At 40.5% G+C, this 18,426-nt stretch carries 12 protein-coding genes and 1 pseudogene; all 13 read right to left on the reverse strand.

The window, feature by feature from the left end; genetic code table 11:
- Nucleotides 1-59: 59 nt before the first annotated feature.
- The 13 genes and pseudogenes from RM049_RS17445 to glyA all read right to left on the reverse strand — a co-directional run bounded on the left by RM049_RS17445 (nucleotide 60) and on the right by glyA (nucleotide 18,305).
- The gene (locus RM049_RS17445; protein ID WP_322705063.1) at nucleotides 60-938 is read right to left on the reverse strand and encodes an NAD(P)-dependent oxidoreductase; all 879 of its coding nucleotides are present in this window, start codon (nucleotides 936-938) and stop codon (nucleotides 60-62) included.
- 424 nt (nucleotides 939-1,362) lie between these two features.
- Nucleotides 1,363-2,541: a class I SAM-dependent methyltransferase gene (locus tag RM049_RS17450; protein WP_322705064.1), complete on the reverse strand. Its 1,179-nt coding sequence runs from the start codon at nucleotides 2,539-2,541 to the stop codon at nucleotides 1,363-1,365.
- Between the two features lie 129 nt (nucleotides 2,542-2,670).
- Nucleotides 2,671-2,850, reverse strand: coding sequence for a hypothetical protein (locus RM049_RS17455; RefSeq protein ID WP_322705065.1), 180 nt, complete (start codon nucleotides 2,848-2,850; stop codon nucleotides 2,671-2,673).
- A 6-nt stretch (nucleotides 2,851-2,856) separates the two neighbouring features.
- Nucleotides 2,857-2,991, reverse strand: coding sequence for a hypothetical protein (locus tag RM049_RS17460; RefSeq protein ID WP_322705066.1), 135 nt, complete (start codon nucleotides 2,989-2,991; stop codon nucleotides 2,857-2,859).
- Between the two features lie 86 nt (nucleotides 2,992-3,077).
- Nucleotides 3,078-3,467, reverse strand: a complete 390-nt coding sequence (locus tag RM049_RS17465; protein ID WP_322682514.1) for a VOC family protein — start codon at nucleotides 3,465-3,467, stop codon at nucleotides 3,078-3,080.
- A gap of 31 nt (nucleotides 3,468-3,498) precedes the next feature.
- A pseudogene (locus RM049_RS17470) lies at nucleotides 3,499-3,779 on the reverse strand (GAF domain-containing protein); the annotation flags it as partial.
- Between the two features lie 101 nt (nucleotides 3,780-3,880).
- Complete coding sequence (locus RM049_RS17475) at nucleotides 3,881-7,354, reverse strand: Eco57I restriction-modification methylase domain-containing protein (RefSeq protein ID WP_322705067.1); 3,474 nt, start codon at nucleotides 7,352-7,354, stop codon at nucleotides 3,881-3,883.
- Between the two features lie 644 nt (nucleotides 7,355-7,998).
- Nucleotides 7,999-11,466 carry a helicase-related protein gene (locus RM049_RS17480; RefSeq protein ID WP_322705068.1) on the reverse strand — a complete coding sequence of 1,156 codons (3,468 nt, stop codon included), beginning with the start codon at nucleotides 11,464-11,466 and terminating at the stop codon, nucleotides 7,999-8,001.
- A gap of 285 nt (nucleotides 11,467-11,751) precedes the next feature.
- Nucleotides 11,752-13,659: a 1-deoxy-D-xylulose-5-phosphate synthase gene (dxs, locus tag RM049_RS17485; protein ID WP_322705069.1), complete on the reverse strand. Its 1,908-nt coding sequence runs from the start codon at nucleotides 13,657-13,659 to the stop codon at nucleotides 11,752-11,754.
- A gap of 853 nt (nucleotides 13,660-14,512) precedes the next feature.
- Nucleotides 14,513-14,956, reverse strand: a complete 444-nt coding sequence (locus RM049_RS17490; RefSeq protein WP_322705070.1) for a hypothetical protein — start codon at nucleotides 14,954-14,956, stop codon at nucleotides 14,513-14,515.
- Between the two features lie 399 nt (nucleotides 14,957-15,355).
- The gene (locus RM049_RS17495) at nucleotides 15,356-15,604 is read right to left on the reverse strand and encodes a CopG family transcriptional regulator (RefSeq protein ID WP_322690504.1); all 249 of its coding nucleotides are present in this window, start codon (nucleotides 15,602-15,604) and stop codon (nucleotides 15,356-15,358) included.
- A gap of 49 nt (nucleotides 15,605-15,653) precedes the next feature.
- The gene (locus RM049_RS17500) at nucleotides 15,654-16,904 is read right to left on the reverse strand and encodes a competence/damage-inducible protein A (RefSeq protein ID WP_322705071.1); all 1,251 of its coding nucleotides are present in this window, start codon (nucleotides 16,902-16,904) and stop codon (nucleotides 15,654-15,656) included.
- Between the two features lie 117 nt (nucleotides 16,905-17,021).
- Nucleotides 17,022-18,305 carry a serine hydroxymethyltransferase gene (glyA, locus tag RM049_RS17505; protein ID WP_322682510.1) on the reverse strand — a complete coding sequence of 428 codons (1,284 nt, stop codon included), beginning with the start codon at nucleotides 18,303-18,305 and terminating at the stop codon, nucleotides 17,022-17,024.
- Nucleotides 18,306-18,426: the final 121 nt, after the last annotated feature.

Here is an 18,426-nt window from a genome sequence, read left to right on the forward strand (position 1 = left end):
ACGTGGCTGTTAACGCCTAGTTTCCCCTGCCTTCAGGCGTGAGATGAAGCTTAAATTCTTTATTCCCCGATCGCTTCTCCCCATTCCTTAATGACTGAAAATAGTGATGAGTAATCATCATCAGCAAATGACATTTTTACAGCTGTTTGCAAGATTTGCCGCACTCCTTTAATACTGCTGAGATCCAAACTCCGAGATTTCGCTTCCGAGATAAATAATTCCGTATCTTTAAGCAAGTGTTTTGTGGGAAAATTGGGATTGGCAAAATTGCCATCTAACATCCGTTGTAGCTTTTTGTCAAAGGTAGCTGCGTAGAGGGGACTGTCGCGCAAGATTTGCATAAACACATCTACATCGACACCTTGACGCTGGACAAAAGCTAGACTCAAAGCAAAGCTAGTTGTTAGAGAAGCTATTAATTGATTTAGTGCCAATTTAAGCGCCGCCGCAGATCCCACTGGCCCGATAAGTAAAGGTTCTGTCCCAAAATTTTGGAGTAACTTCAAGTGGCGTTCGTATTGTTCTGGCTCGGCCCCTACCATAACACTCAACTTGCCAGCTTTTGCTTCTGGGATACTCCCTAATACAGGCGCTTCTAAGTACTCACCACCACCCCCAACAACTGCATCTCTAATTTCCTGGCTTTCTGTGGGCGTAATTGTTCCCATTTGGATAATCGTGCGCCCTTCCAAAGTTTGCCAAGCAGTATCTGAAAGCAACACATTGTAAATAGCTGGAGCATTAGTCAGCATAAGAATTACGCACTCAGCAGCACGAATGGCATGGCGGGGATGTGTAGCAATTTCAGCCCCAGCTGCTTGTAGTGATGCTAATTTTTCTGGGGTACGATTGTAGGCCACTAGCTGTATATCTGCGGCTAATAACCTTTGAGCCATTGGTAGTCCCATCAGTCCAGTTCCCAGAAATGCCACCTTCATTTTTTACGTTCCTTTAGTACAGCGTCACCATAAGCGTTGCGTAAAGCTTTTGGCATAGCAACTCTTAAAGAGGCTGCGCCAACGCTTAGAGCGAGTCATTGAGCGTTATAGCCCATCGTGAACATCGCATTGTTTGATTCAAATTTAGTTGGGAAGTAGTTATTTGAAATTTAAAATACAATCCTAAATCCCAGTTTTCTTACTTCCTGACTCTGGCAATCAACCACCGGCAGCAAAAGTTAACATAATTATCACTGACAGTAATATACCAGGGGTAAGTAGTGTTACTAGCATTAACAGGTCATGAGTGGACATAATTATTACTTTGGTAGTGTGTTTAACTTTACAGTAATCACTGTTATGCTAGTCTAAATAAGACTGATACTGCATTCTTAAATAGAGTTTTAACTTTTCAAATTTACACTTACTCTGGCAGAATCAATCCTTTTAATGGTTGAGAAATTTCTGTATTGTCCAGACCTTTGCTCTGAATTAAAACTCCAAAACCGCCGAGTCCTGTGGGGTCTAGAAGTTGGTGTAGTGCATCCCGATGCTGTAGTAGCTGCGAAAGAGGTTGCTTTTGCTGGGAAAGGGCTGCAATCCGATCGCCTAACCCCAATGCCATCAAAAATAATCCCTGCTGAATAAAACCAACTTTCTTTAAATTACACTTCTGGCCCCAGCGTTCCAAAGCTGTAAAGTCAACATGGGCAGTTATATCTTGTCGCCCAATATTAATATAAGGGTTGTCATGGAAGCGGTGGTGATAATAACACTGTAACGTTCCTTGCGATCGCCTGGGATTGTAGTAACGGCTGGCGGGGTAGCCATAATCAATTGTTAACACATAGCCGCGCTGCAAGCGGTCTGCTACTATACTCAACCAGTCACCAGCCGCTAAATTAATTTCACTACGGTAGCCATCTGGATATGCACTTTGGGTAAAGTTCATTTCCACTAAGTCTAAATATTCAGCTAGTTGGGGCGTTGAAGGTTCCCCTGTGACTTCCACGAATGATGAGCAGGTTTCTTTCTGATTACTATCTGTAGTTACATAAATTTCTCGGAGTTCTCCCGTTTCTAGGATAAATTGATGCACGGGGAAGGCATCTACTAACTCGTTAGAGAAAAAGCAACCTGCGATCGCATTTGGTGGTATCTCCTCTAAATTACACCAACGCACAGGGAAATCTTGCAAGCGTTGCTGCTGTTCTTGTCTTAAAGTTGGAGACTTTTCAACAATTATGTACTCTAGGGCGGTAAAAAAATCTGGGTAGTGTAGCTGATGATATTTAAGGATATGCAATGCAAGCAATCCTTGACCTGCTCCCATTTCTACCAGAGAAAAGGGTACAGGTTTTCCTAAAATCTCCCACATTTGCAAAAATTGTTCTGCGAGTAACTCGCCAAAGTCAGAACAGAGATTGGGAGAGGTAAAAAAATCACTATCTTTAAAGCCTATTTTGACTGCATCGCTGGAATAGTAGCCGTATTCAGGGTGGTATAATGCCATATCCATGAATTGGGCAAAAGTAATTCGTTTTTGAGGATTGGTGGTAATGTGATTGGCGATCGCTGCACACAGCAAAGCATTGGAATCCATAAAATTTCAGATTTTAGATTGGGGACTACAAAAAACAAATGCTTATCAACGACGACAGGCTACGCCAACGTCAGTCAAATTAATCGCCTCCAATCGTTAACGCAAAGGCAAGAACCGGACTTATCCTTCCTATTCTCCTTCTAAGCTACATTCATCTAGCAACAAAATTTCTGCGATCGCTAAACCAACCCAAACACGACGACCGATCTCAAATAAACCAGGCATTGCCAAGCCTGCTTGTAATCGTTCATAAGCAAAAGTTATCATCGTCGCGACACCATGAGTTAGGACTACACGCCTGTTTTGCACTGCCCATTATAATACAGTTGGATCGTCTGCTTCAGTCAATCCAACATCCTGAACACGGACAATATCAATATTACAGTTACGACGCAGAACGCCACGAATAACCTGATTGTTAAAGTTCTCATCAGCCAAGAAACGCAGCATCGTAATTTACCCTTGTGGGTTGCGTCTTGCTAAAAGGCGATCGCGCTGCCCATAGCCATCTAGATCGATAGAAGGCAATTTGCTACTTAGGCACTCACCAACGACACCAGCACACCATTGGGATCGCGGACACGAGCAATAGTGTGTCCCCCAGGCTGGGTTTTAGGAGCATCTAGTGTTTTTGCACCAGCCCCGATCGCTCTCATATAAGCACTGCCAACATCAGGAGTAATAAATGATATCTGGATTGAAGCCGGTGGTTGTGTAGCGTGGTTGGGATGGCAGCCACCAGGAAATAACTTCTGTGCTTCGTTACTAGAGGAGAAAGCTAGTGTAGTGTTTCCGGTTTCGATTTCGGCCCAGATAGACTGCCCCTTTTCCAGGAGAGTGCGACGAACTAAACCAAAAGCTTTTTCGTAAAACTCAACCGTCTTAACTACATCGTCTACCCATATTACCGTGTAACCAAATTTCACAGTTTTTTCTCCTTTTCTAGAAAAATCAGTGCTAGCAAATATCTCTGCTACTTAACTGTATGCGATTTGAATACACAGTTACTTCACTCTCCAGAATATTACGATCTGTTGCTATTTGTGCCCCTATTTGCATCATTTCTATATTTGATGGCGACCAATAATGAGGCCCTAGTGATGTGCTACTAGTAATCCCCATAACCCTTTAGGGATGACAATTGGTACAACTAAGTTGGCACCAACCTGGATACTGCGGAGAAAATCTCGGTGACAAGCCTCGATTGGCTTTAATTCAATATCAGCGATCGCTTTTACTCATCCTGCTAAATAGTATAAAGCAGCACATTAATTATTCCTAGTTACAAGTATTTATAAACCAATATAACTAAAAACCTTCATAGTAGTGCCATTAGTATTCAAAATGCTACTTGTAAGTCTCTAAACATTGGGACGAAGGTACGGTAAGCTTCTAATGCTGCTTCTTTTACGGTTACATTCACAATTGGAAATGTAGTGAGGATGTAGCTAAATTCATCTTCGGTTAAGCCGTAAAGGTGTGCTACCATGCCATCGAGTTCGGCGCGGAGTTTGGCGCGTTCTGTTTCGTTGGTAACACCTTGTTGATGGGAATCTAAACCGACTTCTTGCGCGAGTTCGTCAAACTCTGGTGTGGTGCAGATGAGTTTAGCGGCGCGTTGTACAATATCGTTGAAGTAGCGATCGTTTTTTGTTAAACGTGGGACGGGTAGTTGGTAGACATAAAACATATTGCAATGCGCCGTTACTTTTTGACGAATTATAAAATCGCAAGCAAAGCTATTCAGTACAGAAATAACAAACAGTAATTCATCTTGCTTTGTGAATTGCTGTGACACAATTAATGTGTTACCTGCAAAAATATTAGGCGGAATAATTCCTGCAATCATTGTGCGGTTATCTGTATTCCGCGCAACATCTCTAAAACCTAGACGATAACTTTGATAATCTACCTTATGACCGTTATCATTTTCATTCCGTTTTAATAAAGCTTTTCTACCTTCTTGTTCATCCACCCAATATCTTGGTTGAGCGTATATATGAGTGAACTGATGAATCATTTTACCTTCATATAACGGTAATCTTTCTTTACCAGGCTGTTGCTTGAATAAATGGCTGTCGCTAGTCATGTGAAATTCAGCAGTTAAGCGCAAATTCCACTTATCTTCAATCTTTTCACCCAGCAAGGGAAACTTACCCATTTTTTCAGCTATACAGATATCTGTCCCATTCTTAAACTCCATCACTGATAGTGAATCAGGTGAGAGTTTACGTATCATATCAACGTTAATCTGCAAGCTATCATCACTAGGAAACCTTTGAAGTTCCTGCACATCATGACGCATAAACGCAGATGGAAATCCTGTTGTTGTACTACCTTTTGCAAAAGTAAGGACAACAAACTTAAAGCGGCTATCAACCTCTTCAAAAATGGTTTTGCGGTTCTCAAAGCAGAATAAACCAGTAACTTTAGTTTGACTAAACAACATCTCTCGCAATTGCTTAGTCCCCAAGTCGGTGTAAATCCCGCTAGGAATTACAATTCCGCACTCACCGCCAGAACGCAGAAGATTAAAACATTGTTCTGTAAACAGCTTATAGAGATTAATATCCGTACCTGCTTTTTTACCATTCACAATAGAAATCTGATTTTTATACTGTTCAGATGAACGATAATAAGCACTGACATAAGGATATTGACTTTGATATTCTAACCAAGTACTAGCAATTATTGGATTTTGTAATAGTTTATTTTGCTCTTTCTCAAAATCCTTGATGTCCATCTTGTTCTTCGTCACCAGTTCATTATGCTGTGCAAAGAACTCTTTAGCCTGTGGCTTAAATATTTCCCAAGGTGGATTAGTGATAATTGCATCAAACCCACCGCGTTCTAAAACCTTGTTAAAATGATAACCCCAGTGAAACGGCTTCAAAGCTGCAATATCCTCAATCTTCAAAACACGCTTCTTTGATTTTCCAGCTAGCTGAACTTCCTCGTATTTAATACCCAGCTTTTGACTAAACTCATCCAATAATAAAAGATTTAACTTTTTTTGTGATTCTTTATTAAGGTTGTCAATAGATTTGCGTAAATTCAACAACCTTGTATCTTGATGCGTTCCCAGTTCTCCACCAGGAAGTTTTTCATCACCAGGAATAAAAGCGTGTTTTTTGTAAAGTTCAATAGATTTATTCTTTTCTTCTAAAATAGCCTTGTAATTATCTGCTGTGAGACGCTGTAATAGATTACCTTGTTTAGTATTTCCTACTGTATCAAAAGCAGTGTCATCTACCTTAATCAGTCCAATCAAGGAATTACCCGCCATAATATTAAAGTCAATATTAGGCAATGGCTCTAATTCTTCAACATCGTGAGCAGAGGAAACCAACGCTAAGAAAAGACGCAGTTTAGCAATTTCTGTTGCTTCCTCCATGATATCTATACCATAGAGGTTATCCCTAAGAATGCGCTTCCTAATAAAATACTCTATGGAAAGATGCTCAGTTTTTTCAATTTTTAGCCAGTTTTTTAATTTCTGATCTCCTTGCAATTCAATTGTCCCAATTACCGCACTATAAACTTGGATTAGCGTTTTCATCGCTGCGACAAGAAAAGCACCAGAACCGCAAGCTGGGTCAAGGATTGATAAATTAGGAAGAATATCTTCCATTAATGAACGACAAACGTTTGTATCTAGCTTGATGAGGAGTTCGTTGATATCTTCAAATGGCTTATACTTATCAGATAGCGCATCATTTACGCGGTCTACAATTAACTTATGAATAGTTCTATCACAAAGATATTCTGTGATCTGCGGTCTAGTATAATAGGCTCCAAAAGCCTTTTGATTGATGTATTTTTCAAAAATATATCCTAAAACATCTGGGTTGATTTCGTCGTCTTTTCCTTCTGGCGTATCATCTAGATTCCAAGAATAACGCTCAAATAAATCTAGAACTTGCTCAAACGCCTCATCAACAATAGAAATCTGATATTTCTCTTCAATATGATGCTTGAGAAATAGTCCACCGTTGAGGTATTTAACTTTTCCTACCAATTCTTGTACAGATAAATCGCGCTCAAACTCAGGTTTAGCAAAGCTTTCAAAAAATAAAGCCTTGAGAAATTCACTATAAAAATGATTTTCCCCTTTTTGCTTGCTTTGCTCAAGCTTGTTTTGCAGATAATTTAAATCCTCATTATCAATAAAACCCTTACGCTGGAGAAAATAAACAAACATCAGGCGATTGAGAATTACCGATGTATACCAACGTCTATCTGTCTCATTATCAATTCCTTTCACAAACAGCAAAAACTTCTGGTGTTGCTCTTGAAATTCCTTATAAAACTTCTTGGTTACAGGCTCAACATCGAAACCGCGTTGTAGTTTATAAGCAATTTCTACAACAGTCGGTTCCCCGTGTTCTAATTCGGTAATATCAATGACTAAAGAACCAAGCTTGCTTAAAAACAAGTCTCCTGGTTGACCTTTCACATATAAATAGTCACGAACAAAAGTTTTACTTCCTTCTCGTTTCACCCAATACCAAAGACTACGCGTGCGTTCTGCGGTAATAAAAATTAGGAGATTTTCAGCTATCAGTTTATTAATTTCTTTGTAAATCTCATCTCTAACTTTAGCCTCTGGTATTTTCCCATCTGCTGCGGTGACTTCAAAGATTGCAACACCTGAGAGTTCAGCAATCTTCTGATATTGATACGTGTTATTCTCAACTTTTAAACTTACAGGTTTTTGTCTAGTAGGGTTAGACCAACCTAATTCTTCTATAAATAAATCACTAAATTGAAAGTTATTGAGTAAATCGCGGGTTCGTTGAAAATTGAGTGACATAATTTAACATGCTTGGAAGAGAAAAACTAAGCATGGTAAATTTGCCATTCAGAAAATAAATCTGTGGCTTAAAAATTAAGTCTGCGCTGGCGGACTTGAAGAAACTCTTTTTATAGAAGTTAAATTTTTACCATGCTTTTTATACTTTATAAATCCTTTATATCAAAGTGAGTTCAGAGATATTACCTGAGTTATCTAAATACCGACTTCGCTTTGTACAGACGTGATTTTTAATTGTCAAGTATATTTGCTGATTACTTTATCAAAACGCCTAATTGCTTTATAAAAATGCCCGATTACTTTCTCAAAACACTGAAATGCTTTCTCAAAATAAGCTTTGACTTACTCAAAAGGTCATTTGACTTACTCATTTTGGTGTTTTCCGCAAGTAAAAGCAGCTTTGACTTATTCAAACTCCAGTTTGCTTACTCATTTTGGTGTTTTCCGCAAGCAAAAGCAGCTTTGACTTACTCATTTTGGTGTTTTCCGCAAGCAAAAGGAACTTTTACTTATTCAAACCCCAGTTTGCTTTCTAATTTAGGTGTTTTCCACAAAATCCCAAAGACGCGATGAATCGCCGTCTCTACAAAGGGCTAATTATTGTAGAGACAGAGATTTATCACATCTATTGGCTTAATTAAAAATTACGAATTAGCAAATAATCCTAATGAACAAATAATTTGAGGTTCTCGCTTCTCTAGTTCTTCTGTAACAATACACAAACGGTCATCCATCCGTAGCGCCACAACTAACTCAGCCAACTGCTGATTATTAATACCGCTTCTCAGTTGACGGTTAAGAGTATCAATGGCTGACTGTCGCAAAGGATAACGGTAAATCTCATCAATTGCTTTTAAAAGTTCTTCACTGACAAATAGTGTTCCCTTCATTTCTTGAACATAACTTTTCAGCCGTTCATAAGTGCGGAACCTTGCACCTGATGGTCGCCCTAATTGACCGCCTGCATTTTTCTCATCTTCAGCAATCAATTCAGCACCCTTGTTTACTAACTCGTGATGCTGTTTATCTTTGGGTATTGCTGGGGTAGATTCTTCACACGCCGCCACCCGCAGAACTGCTAATTGTGATTGAGTAACGCTATTTCCATCGCGGTCAACATAAATTAAAGAATCATTTCCTTCTGTGGTTTTCATATAAAGCAATACTCCCTCCGGTTGCACAGGTTGGGGAGTATGGGCGCGAGTAGAATAAACTACATTTTCCATTTCCTCAATTGTTTTTTTCAAACCTGGATTACCATCAGTGGCTTTTTTCCAAATTTGAAATGCTTCTGATGTCAAATCAACTTCTGTATCTTCTTCACCATCTAATATTCCAGATTTTTCATTGTAGAGGTCAAGAATTACCCGTGCATCATCATCTTCAAAAAATGCTTCATCAGTTCCCACTACTTCAGCATTTTCTTGCAGTCGTTTGCGGAGTCGTTCTCGCAAATTAATAATCCGTTCTACTCCCTCAGCTGGTAAAAAAGAATAACAGAGAATTTTATCAGCATTTTGTCCAATGCGGTCTACTCTGCCGGCGCGTTGAATTAAACGAATAATCGCCCAAGGTAAATCCCAATTGACGATAATTGCACAATCTTGCAAATTATGACCTTCACTCAAAACATCAGTGGCGATTAAAATCCGCAACTCATCTGATGATGAAATTTGCTCGCGTTTTCCATTACTCACAGGACTAAATCTTCCTGTCATTACTGTTGGGTCTTTAGATTGACCTGTCACCCCAGTGACATTAGTAATATGACTGGACTGTAAATTATCTGCAAGGTAGCGGACTGTATCGGCAAATTGGGTGAAAATTAGCACTTTATCATTAGGGTGAGTTTTTGTGAGCAGTTTAATTAAAGCAGCAAGTTTTTCATCTTTTTGAGGATTCCACTCACCACACTGTTGTAGTATATTAATTAATGCTTTGGCATCTTCTAATAAATCGCGTTTCAGTTTTTTAATATCAAAAAGTGTAGACCGCAGCCACTTAAATCTTCGTTGATATCGAGTTGTATATTCTTGGTAGATTGATTCTGCTCTTTGACGAAAAGCTTTTTCTTGGCTTTTTGGGGAATCTGGAAAACCTCTCTCCAAACCTCTCTCCTGCAAGGAGAGAGGCTTTGAATTCTCCCCATTCTCTATTAGGGAAGGAGGTTGGGGGGTTAGGTCAAAATCATCTTCTTCTGTTTCTGTATCAAACAAGGTTGCTACCACAGAATCGGCATCTTCATCATTATTACTTGTATCTAATAACTCAGCCTCTTGAGTTCCAATTGGAATATTAAGTCCCTTTTCCAAAGCATATAAATAAATGAAATTCCGTAAAATGTGGCGCTCAATTGATTGAATAAAAGCAACACCACTACTTTCTAAACGTTTAAATAAATTAGTGCGAGAAAAGCCCATTAACCTCCTACCACCACGAAATAAGCTATTAATAAAGCGTTGCTCTGTATCTGTAGGCGGCTGTTTGTGTTTGGTAATAACGTAATTTCCTAGACCATAACGAGGTAAGTTAAGGTGATTAATAACTTCTACTACCGATTCAGAGTAAAGACGAGCATAAAAGTCTGTGTTAGAAGCTTCTAAAGGAAACTTGAGACTACGAGGTAAACGCTGAGGAAAATAAGAATGTCTTCCATCAGCAAATTCTAAATACTTCCGCCCGGTTTTATCTGTTTGCGCATAATTATCTTTAATAAAAGAGCGAGTGCGTCGCACCATGTAACGCTTCATCAATTCTCGCCAGTCATCAGGGTGTTCGCTTTTCTCAAAAGCCGCTAAAGAACGAACAGGACACTGATGCTTTCTAATAAATTCTAATTCTCCTATAGAACTGCCACCAAGTTCATTAATTAAAGCTTCTGGTCTTAAGCCCAAATCTTGGTCTTCTGGCACAAATAGCCGCAGTTGGGCGGAAAGGTCAAGATAACTTTTATTGTAAGGAGTAGCTGATAATAAAATACATTTACTTTCATTGACAGCAATATATTCTGTAATTGCTCGATAACGTTTTCCTTCGCGGTTACGTAAATTATGACTTTCATCAATCAATACAACTCGATAACGGCGGAGTTTTGGTAATTTATTTTGTACTTGACTAATTGGCATAACTTCGGCAAGTAGCCGATAGTTATTTACATATTCTTGCCACATTGGCACCAAGTTTTTTGGGCAAATAATCAGTGTTTCTAAAAAGCAATCTTCTTGTAAGATTTTGGCAAGGGCGGTTCCAACTAAAGTTTTACCCAAACCGACCACATCACCCACTAATACGCCACCACGCCTAGTTACATGACGTGCTGCTAGCTGTACGGCGGCTTTTTGGAAATCAAATAAGTTGTTAAATTCGCGGGGGATACGAAATTCTGAAAGTCCAGCGATCGCTTCATGGGATAAGTGGTAAGCTATCTTCAGGTAGATGTAGTAAGGTGAGATTAATTCAACTCTTGCCCAGCTTTGATCGATAATTTCTGCTAATTCTTGGGAAATATCTACACAACCGTAATCTTGCCAGCGATCGCTAAACCACTTTTGCAGTTTATTACAAGCATCGTGGTCTAAAATATCAACATTCAACTCTCCTTGTTTCGCCAGTCCCGGAAGGGTTAAATTACTACTACCCAAGAATCCCACAGTTGGAGTATTAGGGTCATGTCGATGCACAAGATATAACTTAGCGTGAAGAGAATGACGCAAAAACAGTTTAATAACTAGTTTCTGAGTTTTTAGCTGATGACTTAACCGCCGTAACCCTGCTTCATCTTGATTAGTCGGCGCACCGATAGTCAACTGCTGGCGAAATTCTGCCGCCATGCGTTTTTTAAACCGCACAATGCTACTGTTATCAATTCGTCCATCACCATTACTAAGAGAAAATGCCGCATGAACTTCATCACTAGGCAAGCTTTGCATCCCTATTAGCAAACGACAACAAGCATTTTCACTGCCAACATACTGTTCAATCAAATCATCAATTCTTCGCCAACCTCTGAGGTTGAAATAGCCAACGCAAAAATCTGCCCGATAGGAGATTTTGAGGGTTTCTCGTAAAATCGGTAGCAATGATAAATCAATATTGTCAAAAATCCGGGGCATTATTTAAAACTTGATAAATATTCGTACATCTGTTATATATGTAAAAATTTTTTCCAGGTAGGGGCAATTCATGAATTGCCCCTACCGTAAAATCAGCTATTGTTTGCGTCTGGATAAAACAAGGTGGGGAAAGATTTGATGTTCAATCCCCAGACACAGAAAACGATGTAATTATCAAATTATTGCAATTGGTGAAGAGTGAGTAGAAATAGCGATCGCTAATATTCTCATAAAAATAACCCCTGTTATAGGGGTTATTTTTAGATAATACTGTTGATCAGTAAACTAAACCACAGCAGATAGTTGCCGTTTAAAGAAAGCTTGCAATACTCTCTCTGCTATTTGATGACTAGTTAAACCTAGTTCTGTCTTAGATTCATTGGGTTCAGCATGATCTACCAATACATCTGGTACACCAAATCGCTTGACAGGAACGAGAATATCTGCATCTAGTAAAGCCTCGGCGATCGCACTACCAAAGCCACCCATTACACAGCCTTCTTCTAAGGTGACAACGCGGCCGATTTTCTTCGCTAAAGGTAAAATCAACTCTGTATCCAACGGCTTAACGAAACGGGCATTAATTACAGTTGCTTCAATACCGTGTTCGCTGAGAATTTCCGCAGCTTGCATTCCTGGATAGACCATTGTGCCATAAGCAACAATTAACACATCATCGCCTGTACGCAGAATCTCACCTTTGCCGATTTCCAAAGGTTCCCAGCCTTCCTCCATCAAGGGAACGCCGTAGCCATTGCCACGAGGGTAGCGCATTGCGATCGGGCCGCTGGTATGATTAACGCCAGTTACTACCATGCTTTGCAGTTCTGCCTCGTCTTTGGGGGCCATGATTACCATGTTAGGAATGCAACGCAGATAGGCAATATCATACATACCTTGATGGGTGGGGCCATCAGATCCGACGATTCCCGCCCGATCCAAGCAGAAGAATACTGGTAGGTTTTGGATGCAGACATCATGAATTATCTGATCGTAGGCGCGCTGCAAGAAGGTGGAATAAATAGCTGCAACGGGGCGCATCCCTTCGGTTGCAAGTCCTGCTGCTAAGGTAATTGCATGTTGTTCCGCAATGCCGACATCGACATATTGATTCGGCAATTTTGCTTGAAGTTTATCTAAACCCGTCCCCGTTGCCATAGCCGCAGTAATGCCGACGATTTTCGGGTTTTGTTCGGCAAGTTTTACCAGAGTGTGAGAAAACACTTTGGCATAAGCCGGAGGTTTGGGTTTATTAGAAGGAATGGCTTTGCCAGTTGCGACGTTGAAGGGGCTTTGGGCGTGGTAGCCAACTTGATCTAGTTCGGCAATTTCATAACCTTTGCCTTTTACTGTTGCTACATGTACCAAAACTGGGCCTGGTATCTGATGTGCTTGTTGGAAGGTGGCAATCAATTCTTCGAGATTATGCCCATCCACTGGCCCAATGTAAGTAAAGCCGAGTTCTTCAAAAACTGCACCTACCTTCGGAACAGCCAAACGCTTCATACCTTCTTTGATGCGTCCGAGTTCGGGTGAAAGGGATTCGCCCACGAAGGGAATTTGCTTAAACTGTTCCTCAAGATTATCTTTAATAAATTGCACCGGTTGGCTGAGGCGCATTTTGTTGAGATAGCGGGGAATCGCGCCGACGTTGCGAGATATGGACATGTCGTTGTCATTGAGAACAACCAACAGGTTGGTTTTCGGCATGTGTCCGGCATGGTTGATGGCTTCTAAAGCCATGCCGCCAGTTAGTGCCCCATCCCCAATCACAGCAACGGCTTTAAATTTTTCTCCTTTCAAGTCTCGCGCTAAAGCCATACCCAAAGCTGCTGAAATACTTGTAGAAGCGTGTCCAGCTCCAAAGTGGTCAAACTTGTTTTCACCCCGTTTCAGATAGCCCGCAACTCCGTCCTTTTGTCTGAGGGTGTGGAAGCGATCGTAACGTCCTGTAAGCAATTTGTGGGGATAAGCCTGGTGTCCTACATCCCAAATAACTTTATCCCGATCTAAGTCCAGTGTTTGGTAAAGTCCTAGTGTTAATTCGACAACACCCAACCCTGGCCCTAAGTGTCCACCATTAACTGCTACTGTTTGAAGATGCTTATCTCGAATCTGACGGGCAATCTGTTGCAGTTGGCGAACAGATAAACCGTGCAACTGATTAGGATGGGTGATTTCGCTCAGATGCATATTATAAGGTTTTCCTCTCTAACTTCGAGTCTCGGTATTTTGATTTTCCCACGGTCGGGTTGTCCACAGAATCAAACTCTTACATTGTTACTAAGTTGTAGTGGAAAGTATAACTTCTTAATTGATGATAGTGAAAAATTTGTTAACCATTAACAATTCGTCAAATAAGATTGCAATCAGTTAAATTTATAACACATTTTTCCGTGAGTAATGCTACTTATAAAATGCCTGCGATGCGTATATAAAAACAAGTTTTTGAAGAACAATTTGCGGAAGTTCATTAAGCAGATTACTCAATTTTGCCATCTTAAGTTAGTACAAAATAAAATCAAATATTTTGTTTACAGCTATATATCTAGCATAATTGCTAGTAAATATTTAACTAGAGTTTCTACTCTTCTTCGGTGACAGCAGCTAATTTTATCAGCGATCGCTAATTCTTATAACTGTGACAAATATGTATCTAAAGCTACTTAATTACTTTATCTAACTTCATTTATTAGTATATATCTCGTTAAAAGTCTCCAACTGGAAACGAGGCATTAATTACAATCCCTTACAAGGATGCAGAGCTATCTGTGTTACCCTACTACAATGTTTAACTACCTGTAAATTGCTGTAATCATATTGATGTATAGCACAAGCCTTCGTGGTTAGGACATTAACAGATGATAAAACTTAGACACAACAAGACTTTTCACCCAATCCCCAGTCACCAGTCCCCAGTCCCTTGCTATAACCTTAGATTTTCCGAAATTACTCGCAAACAACAATATTTCCGACCTTTTTAAAAAGTCGGAAATTTGAAGCTTTCGATTTTTACAAATCCAATAGGATTTCTATATCTATATCTCTATTTACCAAAAGCATCTTTAATGTTTTCAACAGTACGTTCAACTACATTCTTTGTGTTGTCTACTGCTTCTTTAGTCCGAGATGCATCTTCATTTGCTCTTCTCTGAATTGTAGCGGCATCATTCTTGGCTTTGCGCTCAATAAAGCTACCATTGTCTGTTGCTTGGTCAACCTTACTGGCATTGCTCTTGGCAGCGTCCTTAACTTTATCTGCTGTATCATCAATGAAATTTTTGGTTCGTCCAGCATCTCTACTAGCTTTATCTTGAGCGCGATCTGCATCATCATATGCAATCAAGGTTCCAGCAGGATCGGCCATTGCTGAGGTGTTCGAGAAAAATGCACCTTGCCAAACGAAAGCGATCGCTAACATACAAAACAGCGCGGTGGCCATCCAGCGTTTTACGGTGGAAAACTGTTTTGCAACATTATTGGATTTCATACAATACAATCTCATGTGATTTAGTATACTATTTCTACTTCATTTAGCTTGTTAGCGATATCGATCCCTAGATAGAAATTCTGGCATCAATAGTTATGAAATGAATTCACTATTTTGATAGATTGAATTTTGACTAAAGATTATTTCTTGGGAATTAAACGTAAAATTAAACAGTTTACAGTTTTTGAACATCCGCGATCGCCCTTGAGTTAATTGACTTGCGATCGCTTCCAAGGGGCGATTACGCCATCGCAATTGAATTTTTACGATTGGAGCGTTTGCATTCTGATTTTTTCTTCAGTCCAATCCAACATCCGATCGGTAGTATACCTACTACAAAGGCAATGCTGAGTTTCAATTAGAAATTCTTTGAAACCGGGGTGCAGAAATCACACAAATCTACTTAGCTTTCAAGGCATCTCTCAGAATTGACTTGTAATTTACAGACAGATCCGAATCTGTATAACCGCAACCAATAAAACCTGTTTGGGTCAGCATCAACAACGCATTCTTTTGTTCCTGCTGAAGCTGCTGGTAATACAACGCAATAGCAGACTTAATCACATTCGTTACTGCTTGATTAGTCTGCTGTTGAATAAAGGCTAGTCGATCGGCATACTCGTCATCTAATCGTGCATTAATTCGCATCGTTAGGTTCCTTTGTCATACAGATTGTATGACAAACATAATATATCTGCTACCTCGTCAACAACTTCCGGCGCAAATTATCCAACGCTGCATTTGCACTCACATGACGAATTAAAGCTCGACCTCGCACAGTACCAAACTGATACTCAAAACTTGTCACTTCATCGTTTGGCCCGGCTAAACCAATGTAAACTAAACCCACTGGCTTTGTATCTGTCCCTCCGGTTGGGCCAGCAATTCCAGTAATACTCAGTCCCCAAGTTGTTGCAAGGCGGGTTTTGACTCCAACAGCCATTTGCTCCGCAACAGTAGCACTTACCGCTCCAAATTTATCTAAATCTTCCTGATTAACCCCTAACAGCCTAACCTTCACAGAATTGTCATAAGAAATTACTCCACCCCAAAAGTAATCAGAACTCCCAGAAATTTCAGTCAACATTTGCCCTAAACCGCCACCAGTACAAGATTCTGCCACTGAAAGCGTTTCTTTTGATGCCCGTAACAACTGACCAACTACAGAAGCGAGAGTATCATTATTAACGCCATAAAAATCCAGTCCGGCAATTTCTTTAAGTTGTTTTTCAATGGGCGCAATTAGGGCTTCTGAGGCTGCTTCTGAATTTGCTTTTGCAGAAACTCGCAATCTAACTTCCCCTTTACCTGCATAAGGGGCGACTGTGGGATTTGGCAACTTTAAATACGAAGCAACCTTTTCCGCTAAAGCAGATTCACCAATACCCCAAAACTTTAAACTCCGACTGTAAATAATTTCTTTACCCCAACCTTGACTTTTGAGAAATGGCACAGCTGTTTCTTCCCACATCACATGCATTTCACTGGGAACACCGGGAAAGGTAAAAATCGTGATTTCAGGACGAGGTTGCCAAATGATACCGGGTGCTGTTCCAGTAGGGTTGGGGAGAATTTCTGCACCTTGGGGAATCAAAGCCTGCTTGCGGTTACTTGGTGACATAACCCGACCACGTTGGGCAAATTTCTGCGTTATGTCTTCAATAATGTCAGAACGTTCTACCAAAGGGACTTTAAAAAAATCGGCGATGGTTTCACAGGTGAGATCGTCTGGTGTGGGGCCAAGTCCACCAGTGAAAATGAGAATTTGCGCTCTGGAAATAGCAATTTCTATAACTTGCTTCAACCGTTCTGGATTATCCCCAACCACTGTTTGATAGTAGTGGGGAATACCTAGTTGCGCTAATTGTTGCGCCAAAAATTGAGCATTGCCGTTGAGGATATCTCCTAGCAATAGTTCAGTACCAACACAAATAATTTCTGCACTCATTGGAAGGAATAGTTAGGAGTTTGGAATTAGGAGTTAGGAGTTTGGAGTTAGGAGTTAGAGTTAAAAGTTCAAAACTTAAAACTCATCACTCTTAACTCTTAACTCCTAACTATCATCTCAGGCTAATGCTGGTACAGGAATTTCCAGATGAGGATATAAGGGGAAGCGATCGCACAATGCCGCTACCCGTTGACGACAATCTTGGGTTACTACGTCGGAGTCTGGAGAAAGTAAGCGATCGCTAATAATATTGGCAATCTCGGTAAATTCTGCTACTCCTAAGCCCCGCGTGGTCATTGCTGGCGAACCTAACCTCAGACCGCTAGTAACAAATGGCGACTGCGGATCAAAGGGAATAGTATTCTTATTAGCAGTAATATTCACGTTACTGACTAGCCGATCTGCCTGCTTACCAGTTAGACTTACAGAGCGTAAATCTACCAAAATTAAATGATTGTCAGTGCCGTTAGATACTAACTTTAAACCACGGTTTTGCAGTTGTTCGGCCAAAGCACGAGCATTTTCAATCACTTGTGCAGAATAGGTTTTAAACTCAGGTTTGAGGGCTTCTCCAAAAGCTACTGCCTTGGCAGCAATCACGTGTTCCAATGGCCCGCCTTGGCTGCCAGGAAAAACAGATTTATCTAGCTTTTTACCTAGTTCTGCGTCGCTAGTCAAGATTAAACCCCCTCTAGGGCCGCGTAGAGTCTTATGGGTAGTTGTTGTTACCACGTGACAGTGAGGAATGGGGTCGGGATGAAGACCAGTGGCAACTAAACCAGCAATGTGAGCAATATCAGCGAGTAAGTAAGCGCCGATTTCATCAGCAATACTACGGAATTTTTCAAAGTCAATTACACGTGGATAAGCCGAATAACCACAAATCAAGAGCTTAGGACGCTCCCTCAGCGCCAGCTCGCGAATTTGATCGTAGTCAAGTTGTTCTGTTTGTTGACTGACACCGTAGTGGCTAACTTGGAACCACTTACCTGAAAAATTTACAGGAGAACCGTGGGTAAGATGTCCCCCATGAGACAAATCCATCCCCATAATTTTGTCCCCTGGTTCCAGCAGCGATAGAAATACTGCAAAATTGGCTTGTGCGCCAGAATGGGGTTGGACATTGGCATGAGCAGCCCCAAATATCTGTTTAGCACGGTCGATCGCTAGTTGCTCAATTTTGTCGATAAACTCACAACCGCCATAGTAGCGTTTACCAGGTAAACCCTCAGCATATTTATTTGTCAGTACCGAACCTTGAGCCGCCAGTACAGCAGCAGACGTAAAGTTTTCACTAGCAATCAATTCCAAGTGATCTTGCTGACGCTGTAGTTCGTCGTTGATTAACCCTGCGATCGCCGGATCGCTGGAAGAAAGAAAGTCTGAATTAGTCCTAGTCACTTGAATTATCCTTATGGAAATTTGTACAACGGCTGATTTTGGTTAGGCGCAGCCCCTAAATATACAGTCAAGAGCAATGGTTTTTGACTGCTGTACAGAGGCAATTAATCGTCTCCGTACT

Origin of the sequence: Nostoc sp. DedQUE04 (assembly GCF_034530995.1) — a bacterium.
Lineage (GTDB): Bacteria > Cyanobacteriota > Cyanobacteriia > Cyanobacteriales > Nostocaceae > Nostoc.

Bases quoted from the DNA above. Each gene is read 5' to 3' on its own strand.
- RM049_RS17490 (WP_322705070.1), bottom strand. From the start codon at position 14,956: ATGAAATCCAATAATGTTGCAAAACAGTTTTCCACCGTAAAACGCTGG.
- RM049_RS17445 (WP_322705063.1), bottom strand. From the start codon at position 938: ATGAAGGTGGCATTTCTGGGAACTGGACTGATGGGACTACCAATGGCT.
- RM049_RS17460 (WP_322705066.1), bottom strand. From the start codon at position 2,991: ATGCTGCGTTTCTTGGCTGATGAGAACTTTAACAATCAGGTTATTCGT.
- dxs (WP_322705069.1), bottom strand. From the start codon at position 13,659: ATGCATCTGAGCGAAATCACCCATCCTAATCAGTTGCACGGTTTATCT.
- RM049_RS17450 (WP_322705064.1), bottom strand. From the start codon at position 2,541: ATGGATTCCAATGCTTTGCTGTGTGCAGCGATCGCCAATCACATTACC.
- RM049_RS17480 (WP_322705068.1), bottom strand. From the start codon at position 11,466: ATGCCCCGGATTTTTGACAATATTGATTTATCATTGCTACCGATTTTA.
- RM049_RS17500 (WP_322705071.1), bottom strand. From the start codon at position 16,904: ATGAGTGCAGAAATTATTTGTGTTGGTACTGAACTATTGCTAGGAGAT.
- RM049_RS17495 (WP_322690504.1), bottom strand. From the start codon at position 15,604: ATGCGAATTAATGCACGATTAGATGACGAGTATGCCGATCGACTAGCC.
- RM049_RS17475 (WP_322705067.1), bottom strand. From the start codon at position 7,354: ATGTCACTCAATTTTCAACGAACCCGCGATTTACTCAATAACTTTCAA.